The organism is Cylindrospermopsis curvispora GIHE-G1 (assembly GCF_014489415.1).
GTDB classification, from domain to species: domain Bacteria; phylum Cyanobacteriota; class Cyanobacteriia; order Cyanobacteriales; family Nostocaceae; genus Raphidiopsis; species Raphidiopsis curvispora_A.
Map to the genome: position 1 here is coordinate 3809478 of NZ_CP060822.1, position 15319 is coordinate 3824796.

The 15319-nt window shown below is 41.1% G+C and carries 17 protein-coding genes; 8 read left to right on the forward strand and 9 right to left on the reverse strand.

Annotated elements, in window-relative coordinates:
• Nucleotides 1–62 precede the first annotated feature (62 nt).
• Complete coding sequence (locus tag IAR63_RS16970; protein WP_187706082.1) at nucleotides 63–743, forward strand: DUF2232 domain-containing protein; 681 nt, start codon at nucleotides 63–65, stop codon at nucleotides 741–743.
• 2 nt (nucleotides 744–745) lie between these two features.
• Complete coding sequence (gene cobT / locus IAR63_RS16975) at nucleotides 746–1867, forward strand: nicotinate mononucleotide-dependent phosphoribosyltransferase CobT (RefSeq protein ID WP_187706083.1); 1122 nt, start codon at nucleotides 746–748, stop codon at nucleotides 1865–1867.
• A 3-nt stretch (nucleotides 1868–1870) separates the two neighbouring features.
• Here the strand turns inward: cobT and IAR63_RS16980 are convergent, their stop codons facing one another.
• Nucleotides 1871–2242, reverse strand: a complete 372-nt coding sequence (locus IAR63_RS16980) for a hypothetical protein (RefSeq protein WP_187706084.1) — start codon at nucleotides 2240–2242, stop codon at nucleotides 1871–1873.
• A 159-nt stretch (nucleotides 2243–2401) separates the two neighbouring features.
• Here IAR63_RS16980 and IAR63_RS16985 point away from each other — a divergent pair, with 159 nt between their 5' ends.
• On the forward strand, nucleotides 2402–2881 hold the full coding sequence (locus IAR63_RS16985) for a GNAT family N-acetyltransferase (RefSeq protein ID WP_235678305.1): 480 nt from the start codon (nucleotides 2402–2404) through the stop codon (nucleotides 2879–2881).
• On the opposite strand, the gene IAR63_RS16990 is transcribed toward IAR63_RS16985, so the two are convergent.
• Together IAR63_RS16990 and ctpA are read right to left on the reverse strand one after the other, a co-directional pair.
• Complete coding sequence (locus tag IAR63_RS16990; protein WP_187707507.1) at nucleotides 2878–3567, reverse strand: response regulator transcription factor; 690 nt, start codon at nucleotides 3565–3567, stop codon at nucleotides 2878–2880. The two genes, IAR63_RS16985 and IAR63_RS16990, sit on opposite strands and share 4 nt — an antisense overlap.
• 18 nt (nucleotides 3568–3585) lie before the next feature.
• Nucleotides 3586–4845, reverse strand: a complete 1260-nt coding sequence (gene ctpA / locus IAR63_RS16995) for a carboxyl-terminal processing protease CtpA (RefSeq protein WP_187706086.1) — start codon at nucleotides 4843–4845, stop codon at nucleotides 3586–3588.
• Nucleotides 4846–5207: 362 nt separating this feature from the next.
• Between ctpA and petB the strand changes: the two genes are divergently transcribed.
• From petB to IAR63_RS17010, 3 genes are all read left to right on the forward strand, one after another.
• Complete coding sequence (gene petB / locus IAR63_RS17000; protein ID WP_061546032.1) at nucleotides 5208–5855, forward strand: cytochrome b6; 648 nt, start codon at nucleotides 5208–5210, stop codon at nucleotides 5853–5855.
• A 73-nt stretch (nucleotides 5856–5928) separates the two neighbouring features.
• Entirely contained in the window at nucleotides 5929–6411 is a 483-nt protein-coding gene (petD, locus tag IAR63_RS17005; protein WP_009341662.1) for a cytochrome b6-f complex subunit IV, read from the forward strand.
• Between the two features lie 191 nt (nucleotides 6412–6602).
• Nucleotides 6603–7049 (forward strand): ATP-binding protein, encoded by a 447-nt coding sequence (locus IAR63_RS17010; RefSeq protein WP_187706087.1) that lies wholly within the window; start codon nucleotides 6603–6605, stop codon nucleotides 7047–7049.
• Nucleotides 7050–7073: 24 nt separating this feature from the next.
• Here IAR63_RS17010 and pyrE read toward each other — a convergent pair whose 3' ends face one another.
• Genes pyrE through IAR63_RS17030 form a run of 4 tightly spaced genes read right to left on the reverse strand, consistent with a single transcriptional unit; the run spans nucleotide 7074 to nucleotide 10237 of the window.
• The gene (pyrE, locus tag IAR63_RS17015; protein ID WP_187706088.1) at nucleotides 7074–7697 is read right to left on the reverse strand and encodes an orotate phosphoribosyltransferase; all 624 of its coding nucleotides are present in this window, start codon (nucleotides 7695–7697) and stop codon (nucleotides 7074–7076) included.
• A gap of 27 nt (nucleotides 7698–7724) precedes the next feature.
• Nucleotides 7725–8228 (reverse strand): GNAT family N-acetyltransferase, encoded by a 504-nt coding sequence (locus tag IAR63_RS17020; RefSeq protein WP_187706089.1) that lies wholly within the window; start codon nucleotides 8226–8228, stop codon nucleotides 7725–7727.
• Between the two features lie 12 nt (nucleotides 8229–8240).
• Entirely contained in the window at nucleotides 8241–9608 is a 1368-nt protein-coding gene (locus IAR63_RS17025) for a DUF4335 domain-containing protein (protein WP_187706090.1), read from the reverse strand.
• A complete protein-coding gene (locus IAR63_RS17030; protein WP_187706091.1) occupies nucleotides 9608–10237 on the reverse strand; it encodes a DUF3038 domain-containing protein in 630 nt (209 codons plus the stop codon). The genes IAR63_RS17025 and IAR63_RS17030 overlap by 1 nt, the downstream gene beginning before the upstream one ends.
• A 122-nt stretch (nucleotides 10238–10359) precedes the next feature.
• Here IAR63_RS17030 and IAR63_RS17035 point away from each other — a divergent pair, with 122 nt between their 5' ends.
• Entirely contained in the window at nucleotides 10360–10878 is a 519-nt protein-coding gene (locus tag IAR63_RS17035) for an adenine phosphoribosyltransferase (protein ID WP_187706092.1), read from the forward strand.
• A gap of 26 nt (nucleotides 10879–10904) precedes the next feature.
• The gene (locus IAR63_RS17040) at nucleotides 10905–11960 is read left to right on the forward strand and encodes an ABC transporter permease (protein WP_187706093.1); all 1056 of its coding nucleotides are present in this window, start codon (nucleotides 10905–10907) and stop codon (nucleotides 11958–11960) included.
• 127 nt (nucleotides 11961–12087) lie between these two features.
• Here IAR63_RS17040 and IAR63_RS17045 read toward each other — a convergent pair whose 3' ends face one another.
• Both IAR63_RS17045 and hetF read right to left on the reverse strand, forming a co-directional pair.
• On the reverse strand, nucleotides 12088–12426 hold the full coding sequence (locus IAR63_RS17045; RefSeq protein ID WP_187706094.1) for a P-II family nitrogen regulator: 339 nt from the start codon (nucleotides 12424–12426) through the stop codon (nucleotides 12088–12090).
• 113 nt (nucleotides 12427–12539) lie between these two features.
• Nucleotides 12540–15005 (reverse strand): cell division protein HetF, encoded by a 2466-nt coding sequence (gene hetF, locus IAR63_RS17050; protein WP_187706095.1) that lies wholly within the window; start codon nucleotides 15003–15005, stop codon nucleotides 12540–12542.
• Nucleotides 15006–15319 lie beyond the last annotated feature (314 nt).

Consider the following 15319-nt stretch of genomic DNA (forward strand, 5'->3'; position numbering starts at 1 on the left):
TATTGATTCTATAACGACTTGTACACGCAGCTCTTATTCTCAACATTCCCATTCCTCATGCTATGAATATTGCTAATTCTCCACTAGATCGGCCAGATCGAGAATCTAAAACCTCTCATCCAGTTCAGGTCCCCTTGAGATTAGTGGAAACGGCATTTTTTGCCAGTACCTCCGCTCTGCTTTGGTTTATAAACTTTTACTTTCCCCTAGGTCCAATTCTACGTATACTTTTTTCAATTCCTATTGCTTTAGTTTATTTACGCTGGGGTAATCGTGCTTCTTGGATGGCGGCCATCACCTCTGGGTTGCTACTTTCGGTTTTGACTGGACCCGTTCGGAGTCTTTTATTTATTATGCCCTTTGCTTTTTTGGGTGTGTTATTGGGAGCAAGTTGGCATCGTCGCGTTCCTTGGGTTGTTTCCATCAGTTTAGGTACTATATTATGTACATTAGGAGTGTTTTTTCGTCTCTGGTTACTTTCTATCTTATCTGGTGAGGACTTATGGATTTATCTAACTAACCAAGTTACAGAAATTATCGAGTGGTTATTCCTTAATTTACAAATATTAACTACTCCCAGTACTTTAGGGGTTAAACTAGCAGCATTGCTACTAATTATGATTAATAACTTAATTTATATGTTTATAGTCCACTTGGCAGCATGGTTACTATTGGAGCGTCTGGGAAATTCCATACCTAATCCGCCACATTGGATACAAGTAGTAATGAATTATGAAGATTAACTATGATTAATACTTACACTCAAGTTGGTCAAGGTGAAAAATGGATACGAGATTATAAATCGGGTGCACCGGTTTTCGCTTGTATTTTAGGTTTTACAGAAACCTGTTTAATTCCGGGTATTTCCGCTGCTGGCTTGACCCCAGAGGATAGAAAATATACTGCTTGTGCAGATGCTGAATTTTTGTACTATGGTGCCAATCATCCATCTCAATATTCCCTACCCCCCTTAATTGCTGGTGCTTCCCCGGTTTTGATTTCCCGCGCTGTCACAGAAGGTTTACAAATACCAGTTTATTTATTTAATGCGGGTCTACCCCTTATCCCCTCCCCCCCCTGTATTGATTTAGGTGGAACCGTAGCTCGGTGTTTAAGTACGGCTATATCAATAGAATATAGTACTGTTCAACACTTGCTAAAACAGGGCCTACTCTGGGGTGAAAAACTTAGCACTAATATTACATCCGGATATTTAATTTTGAGTGAGTGCGTTGTTGGTGGTACTACCACTGCTCTATCCGTTTTAACTGGTTTGGGAATTGATGCGGTTGGTAAGGTTAACAGTAGCCACCCCATTTGTAATCATGACCAAAAATGGTCTATAGTCCAATCTGGTTTAAATAAGATAGGTAGTTTTGGCGATCCTTTGGAAATTGTAGCCGCAGTGGGAGACCCTATGCAAATAGTAGTAGCTGGAATGGCGATCGCTGCTAGTCGCAAGTGTGGGGTTATACTGGGCGGCGGTACTCAGATGTTAGCGGTTTATGCATTAATACAGGCAATTGGGCAAGTTCATTCTTTATCCTGGCAACCGGAAGCAATTGTAGTGGGGACAACGCGCTGGGTCGTGGAGGATACCACTGGAGCTACGGTTGATTTGGCTTTGAGTTTGAGTAAAAATAGGTTTGCTGAAGGTCAAATTCCTCCTCCCCTATTAGCTACACAGTTAAGTTTTGCCAATTCTATTTACCCCCAGTTGCAAGCTTATGAGCAAGGATTTGTCAAGGAAGGTGTGGGTGCTGGTGCAGCTTGTATAGCTGCTTGCATGAGTTATGGTTGGCAACAGGAGGAAATTTTAATGGCCGTTGAATCCCAGGTGGAAAATATATATAAAAATACTTATTGAGTATTAATGAATTCTCATTCGTAACAACTGTTCTTCTAATGCTGCAATTCGGTTATAAGCTGCCGTTAATTGTGCGGTGAGTCGTTGGATCTGAACCTCTGGTGTGATGGTACTATCTCCCCCGTGCAGACGGTTATTTTCGCTAAAAACACCATCAGTAATTACATCCTTATGTTCTAAATCCCTAGTTGAACTAGTTGGGATTTTAACTGGGAAGCGTTCATTTTGGTCAGTTTCTGGATGACTATACCCGTTTGGATCTAAATAGCAATTTGCCAACCCTTGGGACAGTTTCCTGTCAAGGCTTTCAATTACCTGGTATAGAGCATCTACTTTCTGGCTTAAAGTCAGTATTTGCTTTTTTAATGATTCCATTGAATACCTTTGATTCCCAAATATTATTTCTATGTTATTCAACTTACGGACATTGTTAAAAATACTTAGGATTTATTTAATCTTTCTTCAAAGTTAAGAGCGGGAATATGGAGAATATAATTTAGGAGTTAAGGATTGCTATATGGAATGGAGGAAAATATGGCATCGGACTTGGTAATTCGCCAAGGTGAACTGGGGGATTTACAGGTTCTGGTTGAATTTAACCAGGCATTAATATATGAAACTGAAAACAAACAACTACCCATTAATGATATTAATGCAGGCGTGGAAACACTATTAAGAAATCCCACTTTAGGATTTTATCTTTTAGCTCAGAAGAATAATCAGGTGGTTGGGTCCTTAATGGTTACCACAGAATGGAGTGATTGGCATAATGGTTTATACTGGTGGATTCAGAGTGTATACGTTCATCCGAACTTTCGTCGCCAAGGGGTTTTTAAAGCTTTATATCAAACCGTGAAACAGCAGGCAAAAACCCAAGCAAGTGGGCTGAAAGTTTCTGGGTTTAGACTTTATGTGGAAAAAGAGAATGTAATTGCCCAAAGGACTTATCAGTCCCTGGGAATGGAAAAAAGCCGCTATGAGATTTTTGAAGAACTGTTAGAACGTAATAATTAGGTATCTAAACATTTAAGACGATAGCCAACACCATGAATAGTTTCGATCAAATCCTTGGGGGCTCCCACATTAATCAGTTTAGCTCGTAGGTTCCTAATATAAGTTCTAATGGTTTCTTCTTCTGGTGCATTTTCCCAAGCCCAAATTTGGTCAATTAAGATGCTACGAGTAGCAATACGTCCATTACAACGCAATAGAGCTTCCATAAGAGCAAATTCTTTAGGTGTCAAATGAATAGGTTTCCTCCCATATAAAACTTTATATGTGCTAAAATCTAAGTACAAGTCACCCCAGGTAAGAGTGTTACTGATTACAGGCTTTGATCTGCGTAATAATGCGCGAACTTGGGCCATTAGTTCTTGTAAATTAAAGGGTTTGACCATGTAAGAGTCCGCCCCAGCATCCAAACCCGTAATTTTATCGCTAATTGTATCCCTAGCAGTGAGCATGAGAATGGGCAAAGTACAACCATGGTCACGCAGTTTTTGGCATAGTCGAATCCCGTCTAGTTTTGGTAGGGTAATATCCATAATGATCAGGTCATAGTTTCTTCCTGGTAGTTCTTTTAATTGCCTCCAAGCAGCTTCACCATCCTTGACACATTCTACTTCATACCTTTCCATAGTTAGAGCTTCTGTCAGGGATTCTGTTAGGTAATAATCATCCTCTACAACAAGAATCCACATCATTATTTAACTGATATTTTAACTTGACTTTTTTAAGCTTTCTGCTATCAGCAGTTTTTTGCTTAGTATCTCTAAGGCAGCTTGATACTGCTTATCATCTGAACTACCTACTTGTTCACGGGTAATCATTGATTGTTTGACCTCTACATCTGGCTTAATTCCTGATTTATTAATATCTCGATGGTTAGGTGTTTCATATTTAGCAATTGTCACCGCTAATCCAGAACCGTCATTTAGTTCAAATAAGGACTGAATTAACCCTTTACCAAAGGTAGTTTCACCGACTAGCTGGGCCCTACCATTGTCTTGTAAAGCACCCGCTAAAATCTCGCTGGCACTAGCAGTCCCCTGGTTGACCAAAATCACTAGGGGATCCTGAGTTAAGGCTGGACCAAAGGCTTCAAAACTCCCTTGTATACCTCGACGGTTAACAGTATATACTACTATTCCCGAGTCTAACCATTGACGGGCTACCTCAATTCCCGCTTGTAATAGTCCCCCTGGATTATTGCGCAAATCTAAAATGTAGGCTGTAGCTCCCTGTTCTTCCAGGCTATTAATTGCATTTGCTAGCTCCAAGGCAGCATTAGCATTGAATTGTGAAAGACGAACATAACCAATGGGCATTCCTTCTGAAGAAAAACGTAAATCAGCTAGGACCGGATTTAATTCAATGCGATCGCGCACTAAAACTACTTCTTGAGCTGGTTGTCCCTCGCGACCAATCAGTAGGGTGACTACTGTGCCAATGGGCCCACGCATCCGCGCTGCTGCTTCATCCAAGCTGATATTTTCCGTGGATAATCCTTCAATTTGTAAAATCCGATCTCGTGGTTTTAAGCCCGCTCTCTCTGCGGGTGAACCCTGAATAGGTGTAATTACCTCTAATATACCGGTTTCAGAATTGAGAGCGATTTGTAAACCTACACCGGTCAACTCTCCCGAAGTGTTAACTTGTAAACTGCGATACTGATCCGGGTCTAAAAATCTGGTGAAAGGATCATCTAGACTTTTAAGCATATCTCGCACTACTTTGTATGCTGCTTGATCATTTCCCAGGGGTTGTTTAAAAGCTCGTTGTCTTACACTTTCCCAGTTTTGGTTATTAAAAGTTGCATCTATATATGACCGGTTAACAATTCGCCAAGCCTCAGCTACTACTTTTTGCTGTTGGGTCAAAGCGATAGCTGATGGAACAAAGTAGCCAAAATCCCAGATGAAAGCCAGGCTAAAAGCCAAAAGTAACGAAAATCCCCATCGTAAGAGCCATTTATTCATGGAGCTTTTTTCCTCTTATTCCTAACTAAACTAATTATTAACCTCCGGTAGGGAAGTTTTTAATGAAATTTCACCCTCAATTATGTTACTTTTTTTTATGGGGGTGTCTTGTAATCAATTCTGAAGGTAATTATTCTTCGGATGACATGGAAAAGCACAACCAGCCAAAAAACGATAAAATCTTCTTGGGAACCAACATCTTTCACGTTGGCTTGCAAGGGGAACGCAATATATTCCATATTTACAGAATGTTAAGTTTCTGAAAAACCTAACATCTTTGTAACCTAGCTGCTCTTTTTGCGCATCCCAATAGCTTTGGGACACTTATCCACCACAAGTAATTTGTAGGGACTTGAGATTATATGGCCAGCGTCTATGATTGGTTTGAGGAACGTTTAGAACTGGAAGCGATCGCTGAGGACGTAACCAGCAAATACGTACCACCCCACGTTAACATCTTTTACTGTTTAGGCGGAATTACTCTAGTTTGTTTTCTAATTCAGTTTGCCACTGGATTTGCCATGACATTCTACTACAAGCCTACAGTAGCAGAGGCATTTTCCTCCGTGCAGTACATAATGAATGAAGTTAACTTTGGTTGGCTAATTCGCTCTATCCATCGTTGGTCCGCCAGCATGATGGTATTAATGATGATCCTCCATGTTTTCCGGGTATACTTAACTGGTGGGTTCAAAAAACCAAGGGAACTGACCTGGGTTAGCGGAGTAATTTTAGCAGTAATCACTGTTTCCTTTGGTGTAACTGGTTACTCATTGCCTTGGGACCAAGTAGGTTACTGGGCGGTGAAAATCGTTAGTGGTGTGCCAGAGGCAATTCCCGTAGTAGGGGTTCTAATTTCCGATTTATTACGTGGTGGTTCCAGCGTAGGTCAAGCCACCCTAACCAGATATTACAGTGCCCACACCTTTGTACTACCTTGGCTAATTGCAGTATTCATGCTGTTCCACTTCTTGATGATCCGCAAGCAAGGTATTTCTGGACCATTGTAATTGCTGTAAAACTGTAATTAGTGGAAAATTGTAATTACCAGACACTTGAGTAATCGGGAGACAACAACTAAAAATGTCCACACAGAAGAAACCTGATCTAAGCGATCCTATTTTAAGAGCGAAACTGGCTAAGGGAATGGGTCATAACTACTATGGCGAACCTGCTTGGCCAAACGATTTGCTCTATGTATTCCCCATTGTAATTATGGGTTCATTTGCATGTATTGTAGCCCTAGCTGTACTAGAGCCTGCATTAGTAGGTGAACCAGCAAATCCTTTTGCCACCCCTTTAGAAATTCTGCCCGAGTGGTATCTGTTCCCAGTGTTCCAGATTCTCCGCTCTCTACCCAATAAACTTTTGGGAGTATTGGCCATGGCATCAGTACCCCTGGGACTGATTCTTGTTCCTTTTATTGAAAGCGTTAACAAGTTTCAAAATCCATTCCGTCGTCCGGTAGCAACAACAGTATTCTTATTTGGTACTCTTGTTACTATCTGGTTAGGTATTGGTGCGGCATTGCCCTTAGACAAATCCCTAACTTTGGGACTATTCTAAATTAGTGAATATGATGTCCTAATTTTGCCGGTCTCAAACTAATGCCTGGGGGTTTTAAAAGTGTATGAGAGAGATCACTAAGAAATCTGTTTCGTGTGATTTCAACTGATATGCTTTTGAAACCAACAGGTAGCCAGCGTGTCCTAAGTAGAGCTGTTAAATGGCTAAACAACAATTTTAGACTCAGGTCAATGCTTACTAAAGTGCAGCAAGACCGAATAACAGTAAAAAGCGACTTAAAACTACAGAATCAAGTCCAGGAGTGGTTTGAGGCCTTTTGTTTACAATATCTTCTTCAAGAAGGCTGGTCAGAAAGCCAGATATACCGCATGAACCTGGCATTAGCAGAGGGTTTCACCAACGCAGTGCGTCATGCTCATCGGACTTTGCCACCAGAAACAAATATAGAAATTGAATTGGGTTTATGGGTAGATAGATTAGAAATCCGGATTTGGGACTACGGTCAACCCTTTAATCCTGACCAGATACCAGAACCTAAACCCGGTACTCTACAAGATCATGGTTATGGGTGGTTTTTAATTCGTCGTCTGGCAGACCATGTGGTTTATGAACGTACAGATAATGAGAGAAACTGTTTGTTAATCGTAAAAAACCGTTTTGAAGGCACAGTCGCTTAAACTAGTATACCTAATCTATAGCTTTCAAACACCCTTTAACTCTTGATACATTTGCTGCAAATCAAAAATAGTAAACAAGCTATCAAAATGCAAGTTAAATGATTGATACAATTCTCTTCCTCCTTGGAGTCTGTCTACGAGAGAGATTACCCGGTCAACCTTATAACCAGCTGCTGTGAGGCGTTCTACTGCTTGAAGAGCAGATTTCCCAGTGGTAACCACATCTTCCAAAACCACCACCTTAGCTGCTGGCGGTAAATTTGGACCCTCAATATAAGCCATTGTACCATGTCCCTTAGCTTCCTTACGAATAATTAGGGCGGGTATGGGTCTACTTTCATAAACAGAGACTACACTAACCGAAGACACAATGGGATCAGCGCCCAGTGTTAAACCAGCGACAGCTTGAGTATCCACTGGTAAAATATTAAGTATTAATCTACCTATAGCTAGGGCACCTTGGGGATGAAGAGTGACTTGTTTGCCATTGATATAGTAGGAACTGCGCCTTCCAGAGGAGAGAACAAAATCACCTTCCTGATAAGCAAGCTGACAGAATAAATCTAGTAACTTCCGACGTAGGAGGGTCAAATCACTTGTAGTTGACCAAATTGTGGAATCATGAGATGTTTCGTTAGAATGGGACATTATCACTTATTAACTGTTAATGGATGTCTATGATTGGTTTTGCCCAATCCTTAAACCCATAATAATTAAATCCCGTTCCACACCTGCCAAATCAGCAACCTTGGGTAAGAGTCCCCAATGTTGAAAGCCAAATTGAGCAAATAGTTGTAAGCTGGGTTGATTATGGGCGAAAATAAAGCTAAGGAGAGTTTTTATTCCCAAATTGGGACTTTCATGGATCGCTTTTACAAGTAAAGTTTTGCCCAAACCACGTCTGTGAAAGCTGGGAGAAACATAAATGCTGATTTCAGCCGTAGCATGGTAAGCAGGTCTACCGTAAAAGGATTGAAAACTTAGCCAACCAGCAATATTGTAATTTATTTCCACTACCCACAGAGGACGTTGTGAGGGTACTCTTTCCTGGAACCATGTCATCCGACTTTCCAAGGTTACAGGTTCCAGATCTGCAGTGGCCATACGAGTGGGAACAGCTGCATTATAAATGGCGACAATTGCTGGCAAATCTAACTCCGTGGCATTGCGGATAATCATCTCAATTTAGTCCTATCTATATCCTTCCCACGGAGAAACTTCTAGAACACCATTGGGTCTGAAAACCACTCGAAAATGAGCCAGAGGTTCCCGGTTTTTAGGGGCGGCTAAATTTGAACCGTAGAGGCTTTTAAATATTTCTGGTAGGGGAGTTTCTGTATAATAGTCAAAGGCAACTTGGTTTAATGGTTCGTAATCGGCAATTACACCGTTTTTGTTGATGGCTACTCGATATCTCAGTTCTCTTGGAAAGGAAGGTTTAATACTCCAGTTCTGGCGAATCGTCTGATATAGGGTTTGATTTAACTCCCTTATGGAACTAGGATCAGTAATTTTATCACCTATAACATCTGGGGTACGACTATACCCAATCCATGGACTAACTTGTAACTGGGCCCTATTTGTAAACACGACCCTAAATTGAGCTATGGGCTCTTTATTACTAGTACCACTGACGGGATTGTATAACAACCTAGGTAGGGGGGTTTTCTCTATTTGATCACTAGAACCTTGATTAAGTGACTTATATCCTATGATGCGCCCATCTGCTGCTACACCTATACGATAAACCAAATTTTCTCCTATTTGTCCCCGATTTTGCCATTCTGAATTGATTTGATTATAAACTTGCCGGTTTAAAGACTTCAACTGGGAGGGGTCAGTAATTTCCGGCACAGTATTGAGTAGTGCTTCTAAATCTTGAATATTAGATGCTACTGTGGAATCAGATGTGGGTGATGTTGTGGAAGCAGGTGATGATTCTGGTACTCCTGAGCTAGTTTGTGTATTCTGTGTAGTTGGATTCCACTGAGGTGGAGGAATTAATCCGAGGGATAAGGCTGCTATAGCTAAACTTGATACTCCTACAGTAGCTGGTACTGCTTGTCTCAATGCCATCTGACCAGACATACCATAACTTCTGCTAACCGGTTGTAATTCCAAGATCAGTTCTGGCAATGTTTGGCTATCAGCAAAAAATTGGTCAACCGCCTCCACTAAATCAAATAGCCCCACCGTATTCATGTCTATTCTCAGGGGGTTCTCTCGGGTGTCCGTAGAATCTGAATATATAATTAGTTGGTGTCTGTCACTATTAATTCTTTCTACTTCTACTAACTCTGACCCCTTGCTGTGCGCCTGGGGATTGGGTACGTTACTTAAAAATTCCTGTGCATAGCCACTCACAGCCCTAACCAAACTCTCGAAGAATTCTCTGCCCCCACTTATGGGTTGATTATAGCCTGACAAGTAGCATTCAGCATTAATGAGTATGGACATCTCCGGACGGGTCTGAGACACAAGGGTTGCTGAAGGAGCAGTACTAAATCCTTCCAAAAGGATTGTGCAGTTAGGTAAACTATATTTACGTTGAATGTTCATTATACCTCACCATCAAAAAGAGAAATCCAAAAGCGCTGCATACCCGCCGTACCAGTGCAAAATAGTAGTTTGGCTAATAAATCTATGGCAAGTTGATCTAACTTTTCATCCCCATTGGAATTGGGTGCAAGTAGGACAGAACGTCTGGGATTCATCCGACTTTTAAAATGGGTTCTAAATCTTTCTAAATAATTAGCTAGACGCAAATTATGGGACAGGGGAATTTGTTTTTCAGATAGTTGTTGATATATCATTAGCAGCTGACGAATCACCACGGTCAATCTTTTGGCAATATGAGAGGTAATAATCACTAGACATTTAGCCTCTATGGTGGTTAGGGGACGGCGGCTGTGAGCCTTGCGCAATGGGTTAGCAGCACGCATTCGCCATAAATTAACCCGATTCCTGATCACTTGATTGAGTTCCAGTTCCTGGGCAAAGGTGAGTATGGCCTCTGAGCCACCTAATTCAATGGACTCAATTGCCAGTAGGATTAGGTCAATGTCTATGGCAGTTCTCCGGGGACAGGCCCTAGTTGCGATCGCCGGATCTGGTAGTGTTTCCAAAATCATTGGGATAGAACTATCAGTGGGAGGCTCAAATGTAGTTGTGCTTGCATAGGAGTTCATGCTCTAAGATATCCTGTAATATACGAGTAAGAAATTTAGTATGGCAAGTTTGTGATCTTTGATTGCATTTTAGTTTCCACCATTCTACCATATTTTGTATTAACAGTGAACACCAGACTAGTATGAACTTAAAATCCCTCATTCGTGACATACCTGATTTTCCTAAGCCTGGAATTTTATTTAGGGATATTACTACTTTACTTTGTGATCCTCAAGGTTTGCGCTACACTATTGATATTTTGGCAGAAAAATGTGGAAATTTGGAAATGCAGGTAGATTGTGTGGTGGGTATGGAGTCAAGAGGTTTTATTTTCGGTGCACCTCTGGCTTATAGGTTAGGATCTGGTTTTGTCCCTGTGCGGAAAAAGGGAAAGTTACCAGCAGCAGTTCACAGAATTGATTATCAGTTAGAATATGGTACAGACAGTCTAGAAGTACATCAGGATGCTTTGACTCCTGGCAGTAGGGTTCTAATTGTAGATGATTTGATTGCTACCGGTGGTACTGCTAGTGCTACAGCTAAGTTACTAGAAAAAATCGGTTGTGAATTGGTGGGGTTTGGTTTTATTGTTGAACTTAAAGATTTGCAAGGACGCAAACATTTACCTGATGTGCCAATTATATCTTTGGTAGAATATTAATAGGTTATGAAAAATCAAGATTACCCATGAGAGATATCAAGACGAAGATCAAAATTCCCTGGGTTAGGAGTCGGGATTGGTTAATTAAACTGGTTACTGATGAAACCTGTATTTATGTTATCAAGCGGTTATTACAGGCTTTGTTAACTGTTTTTCTGGCCTCCGCACTGTCGTTTTTTGTCATGAAGTTCTCTCCAGGTGACTATATAGATACACTTAGGCAAAACCCCAAGATTTCCCCGGAAAGGATTGAGGAAATTAGGCGGCAATTTGGATTGGATAGAACCTGGTGGGAACAGTTTTTACTGTGGATCAAGCAAATCATCACTAAAGGTGATTTTGGCACCAGTTTTGTTTACCAACGTCCTGTGGCTTCCCTTATATGGGAAAGGATACCGAATACCTTGTTGTTGGCAGTTGCATCCTTGATTGTTACCTGGGCGGTAGCTATTCCTCTGGGTGTTATTGCTGCTGTTCAACAAAATCGGGCCACGGATAAGGTTCTTCAAGTGTTGAGTTATGCTGGTCAAGGTTTTCCCAGTTTTATTACAGCTTTGTTTCTGCTGTTTGTAGCTCAAATTACTACCCCTTTATTTCCGGTAGGTAATATTACCAGTCTTAACCATGCTGAATTGACATGGTTTGGTAAAATATTAGATGTTAGTTGGCATATCCTATTGCCTTTGATTGCACTAAGTATTACCAGTTTTGCTGGCTTACAAAGGATTATGCGTGGTCAACTACTAGATACTCTGCGCCAAGACTACATTCAAACTGCTCGGGCAAAAGGGCTGCCAGAAAACCGAGTTATTTATGTTCATGCTTTGAGAAATGCTATTAATCCTTTAATCACTTTGCTGGGATTCGAACTAGCCAGTCTACTAAGTGGTGCTTTTATTACAGAAAACTTTTTTAACTGGCCTGGTTTAGGCAAGTTGACTTTACAAGCTGTTTTGGCAAAAGATCAATACTTAGTAATGGCTAGTTTAGTGATGAGTGCCGTATTATTAATTTTTGGGAATTTAATTGCTGACCTAATGTTAAAAGCGGCTGATCCTAGAATCAGGTTAGAGGACTTATAGCCTTGGCTACATAAACTAGCGCTGCTGAATTAAGACCTTCAACAACGCTTCCTGTGAGTTATAGGAGCAAATACAAAGTTCTCTAACCCTAATTAGAATTAGTGGTCAATAATTGCTCGGATAAAATCTAGACAGCTTCACCATTCTTTTCACCGGTACGAATGCGGATAACACTATCAACGGGACTAATGAAAATCTTGCCGTCGCCAATTTCTCCCGTGCGGGAAGCGGAAATAATTTTATCTACCACCATATCCACTTGGCTATCCTCAACGACAATTTCTAATTTGAGTTTTTGTAAAAACTCCACGGTATATTCTGAACCACGGTAGCGTTCCATTTGACCCTTTTGTTTGCCAAAACCCCGAACCTCGGAAACCGTCATACCAACAATTCCTGCATTCACCAGAGCAATTTTTACATCGTCCAACTTAAATGGACGAATTATGGCTTCTACTTTTTTCATTTTTTTTTAGTTCCTGAATTCTCAGATGTTTATATATCTAACCAGATTTTTTGTCGGTAATGTTAACCTAATTCATTTAACACTGATGAGAAATGGATCTTATGTATTTTATATCACCTTTTTTGATTTTCTTGCAACAGGGACTGCCAATCGGAAATAGCTTGTTCCGTCCACAACCAATTCCGGGTCAACCTCGCCACTGTAAATTGCTCAGGTTCCTTCTCAATTATCATTTGACGCAGTTTTATTGCTTCGTCAATATATCTTTGCCTTCTATTGGGAGATTGACCACTTGCGGACTTATATAAACCCAAAGCCAATCCCCCATAAGCAGTTAATGACTCTAGGGAGACCTTTTCACCAGTATAACCTGATCCTACAGTAACTAAGCCACCACTATTAGATTTTAAAGAAAGATTGAGTGCCCTAAACCAGACATCATTAGCATTATTTAACTTTCCCTCAGCATAATAAGCAAATCCTAGGGCATTATTATACATAACAGAACTGGGTTGACTCTTTACTGCAACTTCCCAGTAACGCCGGGCATCATCAATGCTATACTTCTTATCTCGGATTTGAGCGGACTGCCAAGCCAATCTTCCAAGGAAAAAATTAAGACTGGGGTCTTTCCAATGCTTGGAAGGAACTGAGGAAAGAGCAGTATCTGCAAATTTAAAAGCACCTCGGTTTAATAGCTCTTCCACAGCAACGAGACCCTTATCTAAATTGCCCTGGCTCAATTGGGTTATTGCTTGGCTAGAAACAATTTCGGTTTTAGCTGTTTGTAGGTTAACTGCTTCTAGTGTTTCCTGAGAGGAGGCAATATTAGGTATATCGGGAACCCACGGACGACGATTCGACCACCAAATCAGGGCAATAATCCCCACAGCCAAGGTACTGGCCGCCAAAACTCCCAAAATTACTTTGGGCTTAGGGTAAATGGCAACTTTAGTTATTGGTAGTAATGGTACATGTGGAGAAACCCTTGTCCTAAGTTCTCTATAAAGCTGGCTCGATGATTTGGGCGTGCTTGAATCACTCCCACCACTTAATTCCCTTTCTTCTCTGGTACTTTCCTGTGCCTTGATTGGTATTTCTAGTTGGGTGATGGACATTTGTTCACCAGCAACCGGTTTATTATTAATTGTGCGAAACAACTCAGTTACGATCGCCGCATCTTGGTCATTATCTTCCCCGTCGTGGTTCACTTGATCTAAATCCCAGTGATTATCCTCTAGCCAGTCTAAATCTGATGATTCTTTTATTAAGCCATAGTCCATGATTTCTTCTGGACTTAAAGTAGCTTCTAAATCATCTATTTTCTGTTTAGATAATTCACCTTCCAAGTCGGTCATCAGTGATTGATAATCTCCAAGAACCTCTAAACTGCCAGAAAAACCTGATTGAGGTCTGAGAAAACCCTTAAATTCCCTGTGTAAATACAACGTAGGCAAAGCCCAGTACACCTGATGGGAACCATAGGCGGAAATTAACCCCTGGCGCACCCGACTTACACATAAATCCAGAGGGTAGCCTTGACGAAGATTACGATAAAATAGTTGTGTTAATGTCAAAGCTACTTCGTCAGGAATGCGTTCAGACATAGCTAAAACACTACTAATACCTCTTTTAACTAGACTTTCCGTTAAGTTCTGCTCCCCCGTATCTCCTTCACTATTGGATTTAGCTCTATAGGATCCCAAACAGGAGTTAAACACGGCCATTTGAATGTTATTATTGACCAGTAACCCCGCTAAATCATCACCCGTTAGTGATTCCGTTAGTCCTGTTCGACGACTCACTAGGTAAATCTCCCCTCCGCGAGAGCCTACATTACTATGGCCTGAATAATGTAGAACCTGGTATCTTCCCTGTTCTAGGGCCCGAGTTAATTCTTCCCTACCCGGTTGCTCTAAAACCGTTAGTTTAATTTCTGGCAGGTCTTGACTAATTTCCCCCTGAACCCAATTATTACGATCCAACTCCGATTTCAAATTAAATGCCTCTTGTTTAAGTAAGTCAAGTCTAGCCTGATCCACAGGACAGGAAATTACCATTAACACTTTGATGAGATTCTCTTCTTGATGTTTAGGTAAGCGTGTGGGACTTGACACAGAAAGAACACCATTTTGATAGCGAGAGAAAGCAATATAGGGACCGGTAGCGACAGGACGGTCTCCCGCATGCATAACTTCCCAGGGTAATCGTGCCAATTTGTTGTCTTTTAGTCCTAAGCGCAATCGCAACAACTGCTGTTGATTTTGGGCAACGCCCTGAGCTGTAATCCAACTATCTCTGAGGGTACCTTGAAACAGTGCATTATATAATTTTTGACCTAGTGCCACAAGGTTTACAGAGTTTCTGGCAGTGCCCGCACCAGACTGGGTCGAACCCTCCCCCTGTAGGACTAATTTTAAGGGGTCATTCATTAAATGTCCCGCAGCTGCTAACCATTCAGCTACGGGCCAAGTCACCAGTTCTTCTGCTAAGGGCACCCCAGGTGCGACTTGTTCCGTCCGCACCAAGTAGTCACTTTGCCCTACTGGGGTTACGGAAATATGAAATTCCTGGGTCACAACCTTTCCTGTTTGCCTCCTAAAACTTGCTTCTTACCTAAAAATAAAAAGTTCCTAGTCTCCTTTTGTACTATATTAATATTTTGCTAATACTTTGGAAGTATTTTTTTGGCAAATGTTCCCATTCGACCATCATTTTTTTCCTGGATGGTTTGGAACTTTATCCGGATTCAACTAATTCACACTGGAACTCTTTAGTGGTAGATGCACCTTGATCTTCAACTCCCCTAGCTGGCTGCAGGCCTTTAGGGGTTTTTTCTTGGCCCTAATCAATCTAGAGTTGGAAACTGGTTTAGCTAGCCAATTAAGAAAAT

Coding starts and splice junctions, on each gene's coding strand:
- IAR63_RS17020 (WP_187706089.1), bottom strand. CDS start 8,228: ATGATTATCCGCAATGCCACGGAGTTAGATTTGCCAGCAATTGTCGCC.
- IAR63_RS17040 (WP_187706093.1), top strand. CDS start 10,905: ATGAGAGATATCAAGACGAAGATCAAAATTCCCTGGGTTAGGAGTCGG.
- IAR63_RS16970 (WP_187706082.1), top strand. CDS start 63: ATGAATATTGCTAATTCTCCACTAGATCGGCCAGATCGAGAATCTAAA.
- cobT (WP_187706083.1), top strand. CDS start 746: ATGATTAATACTTACACTCAAGTTGGTCAAGGTGAAAAATGGATACGA.
- IAR63_RS16980 (WP_187706084.1), bottom strand. CDS start 2,242: ATGGAATCATTAAAAAAGCAAATACTGACTTTAAGCCAGAAAGTAGAT.
- IAR63_RS17030 (WP_187706091.1), bottom strand. CDS start 10,237: ATGAACTCCTATGCAAGCACAACTACATTTGAGCCTCCCACTGATAGT.
- ctpA (WP_187706086.1), bottom strand. CDS start 4,845: ATGAATAAATGGCTCTTACGATGGGGATTTTCGTTACTTTTGGCTTTT.
- petB (WP_061546032.1), top strand. CDS start 5,208: ATGGCCAGCGTCTATGATTGGTTTGAGGAACGTTTAGAACTGGAAGCG.
- petD (WP_009341662.1), top strand. CDS start 5,929: ATGTCCACACAGAAGAAACCTGATCTAAGCGATCCTATTTTAAGAGCG.
- IAR63_RS17010 (WP_187706087.1), top strand. CDS start 6,603: ATGCTTACTAAAGTGCAGCAAGACCGAATAACAGTAAAAAGCGACTTA.
- IAR63_RS17025 (WP_187706090.1), bottom strand. CDS start 9,608: ATGAACATTCAACGTAAATATAGTTTACCTAACTGCACAATCCTTTTG.
- IAR63_RS16985 (WP_235678305.1), top strand. CDS start 2,402: ATGGCATCGGACTTGGTAATTCGCCAAGGTGAACTGGGGGATTTACAG.
- IAR63_RS17035 (WP_187706092.1), top strand. CDS start 10,360: ATGAACTTAAAATCCCTCATTCGTGACATACCTGATTTTCCTAAGCCT.
- IAR63_RS16990 (WP_187707507.1), bottom strand. CDS start 3,567: ATGTGGATTCTTGTTGTAGAGGATGATTATTACCTAACAGAATCCCTG.
- IAR63_RS17045 (WP_187706094.1), bottom strand. CDS start 12,426: ATGAAAAAAGTAGAAGCCATAATTCGTCCATTTAAGTTGGACGATGTA.
- pyrE (WP_187706088.1), bottom strand. CDS start 7,697: ATGTCCCATTCTAACGAAACATCTCATGATTCCACAATTTGGTCAACT.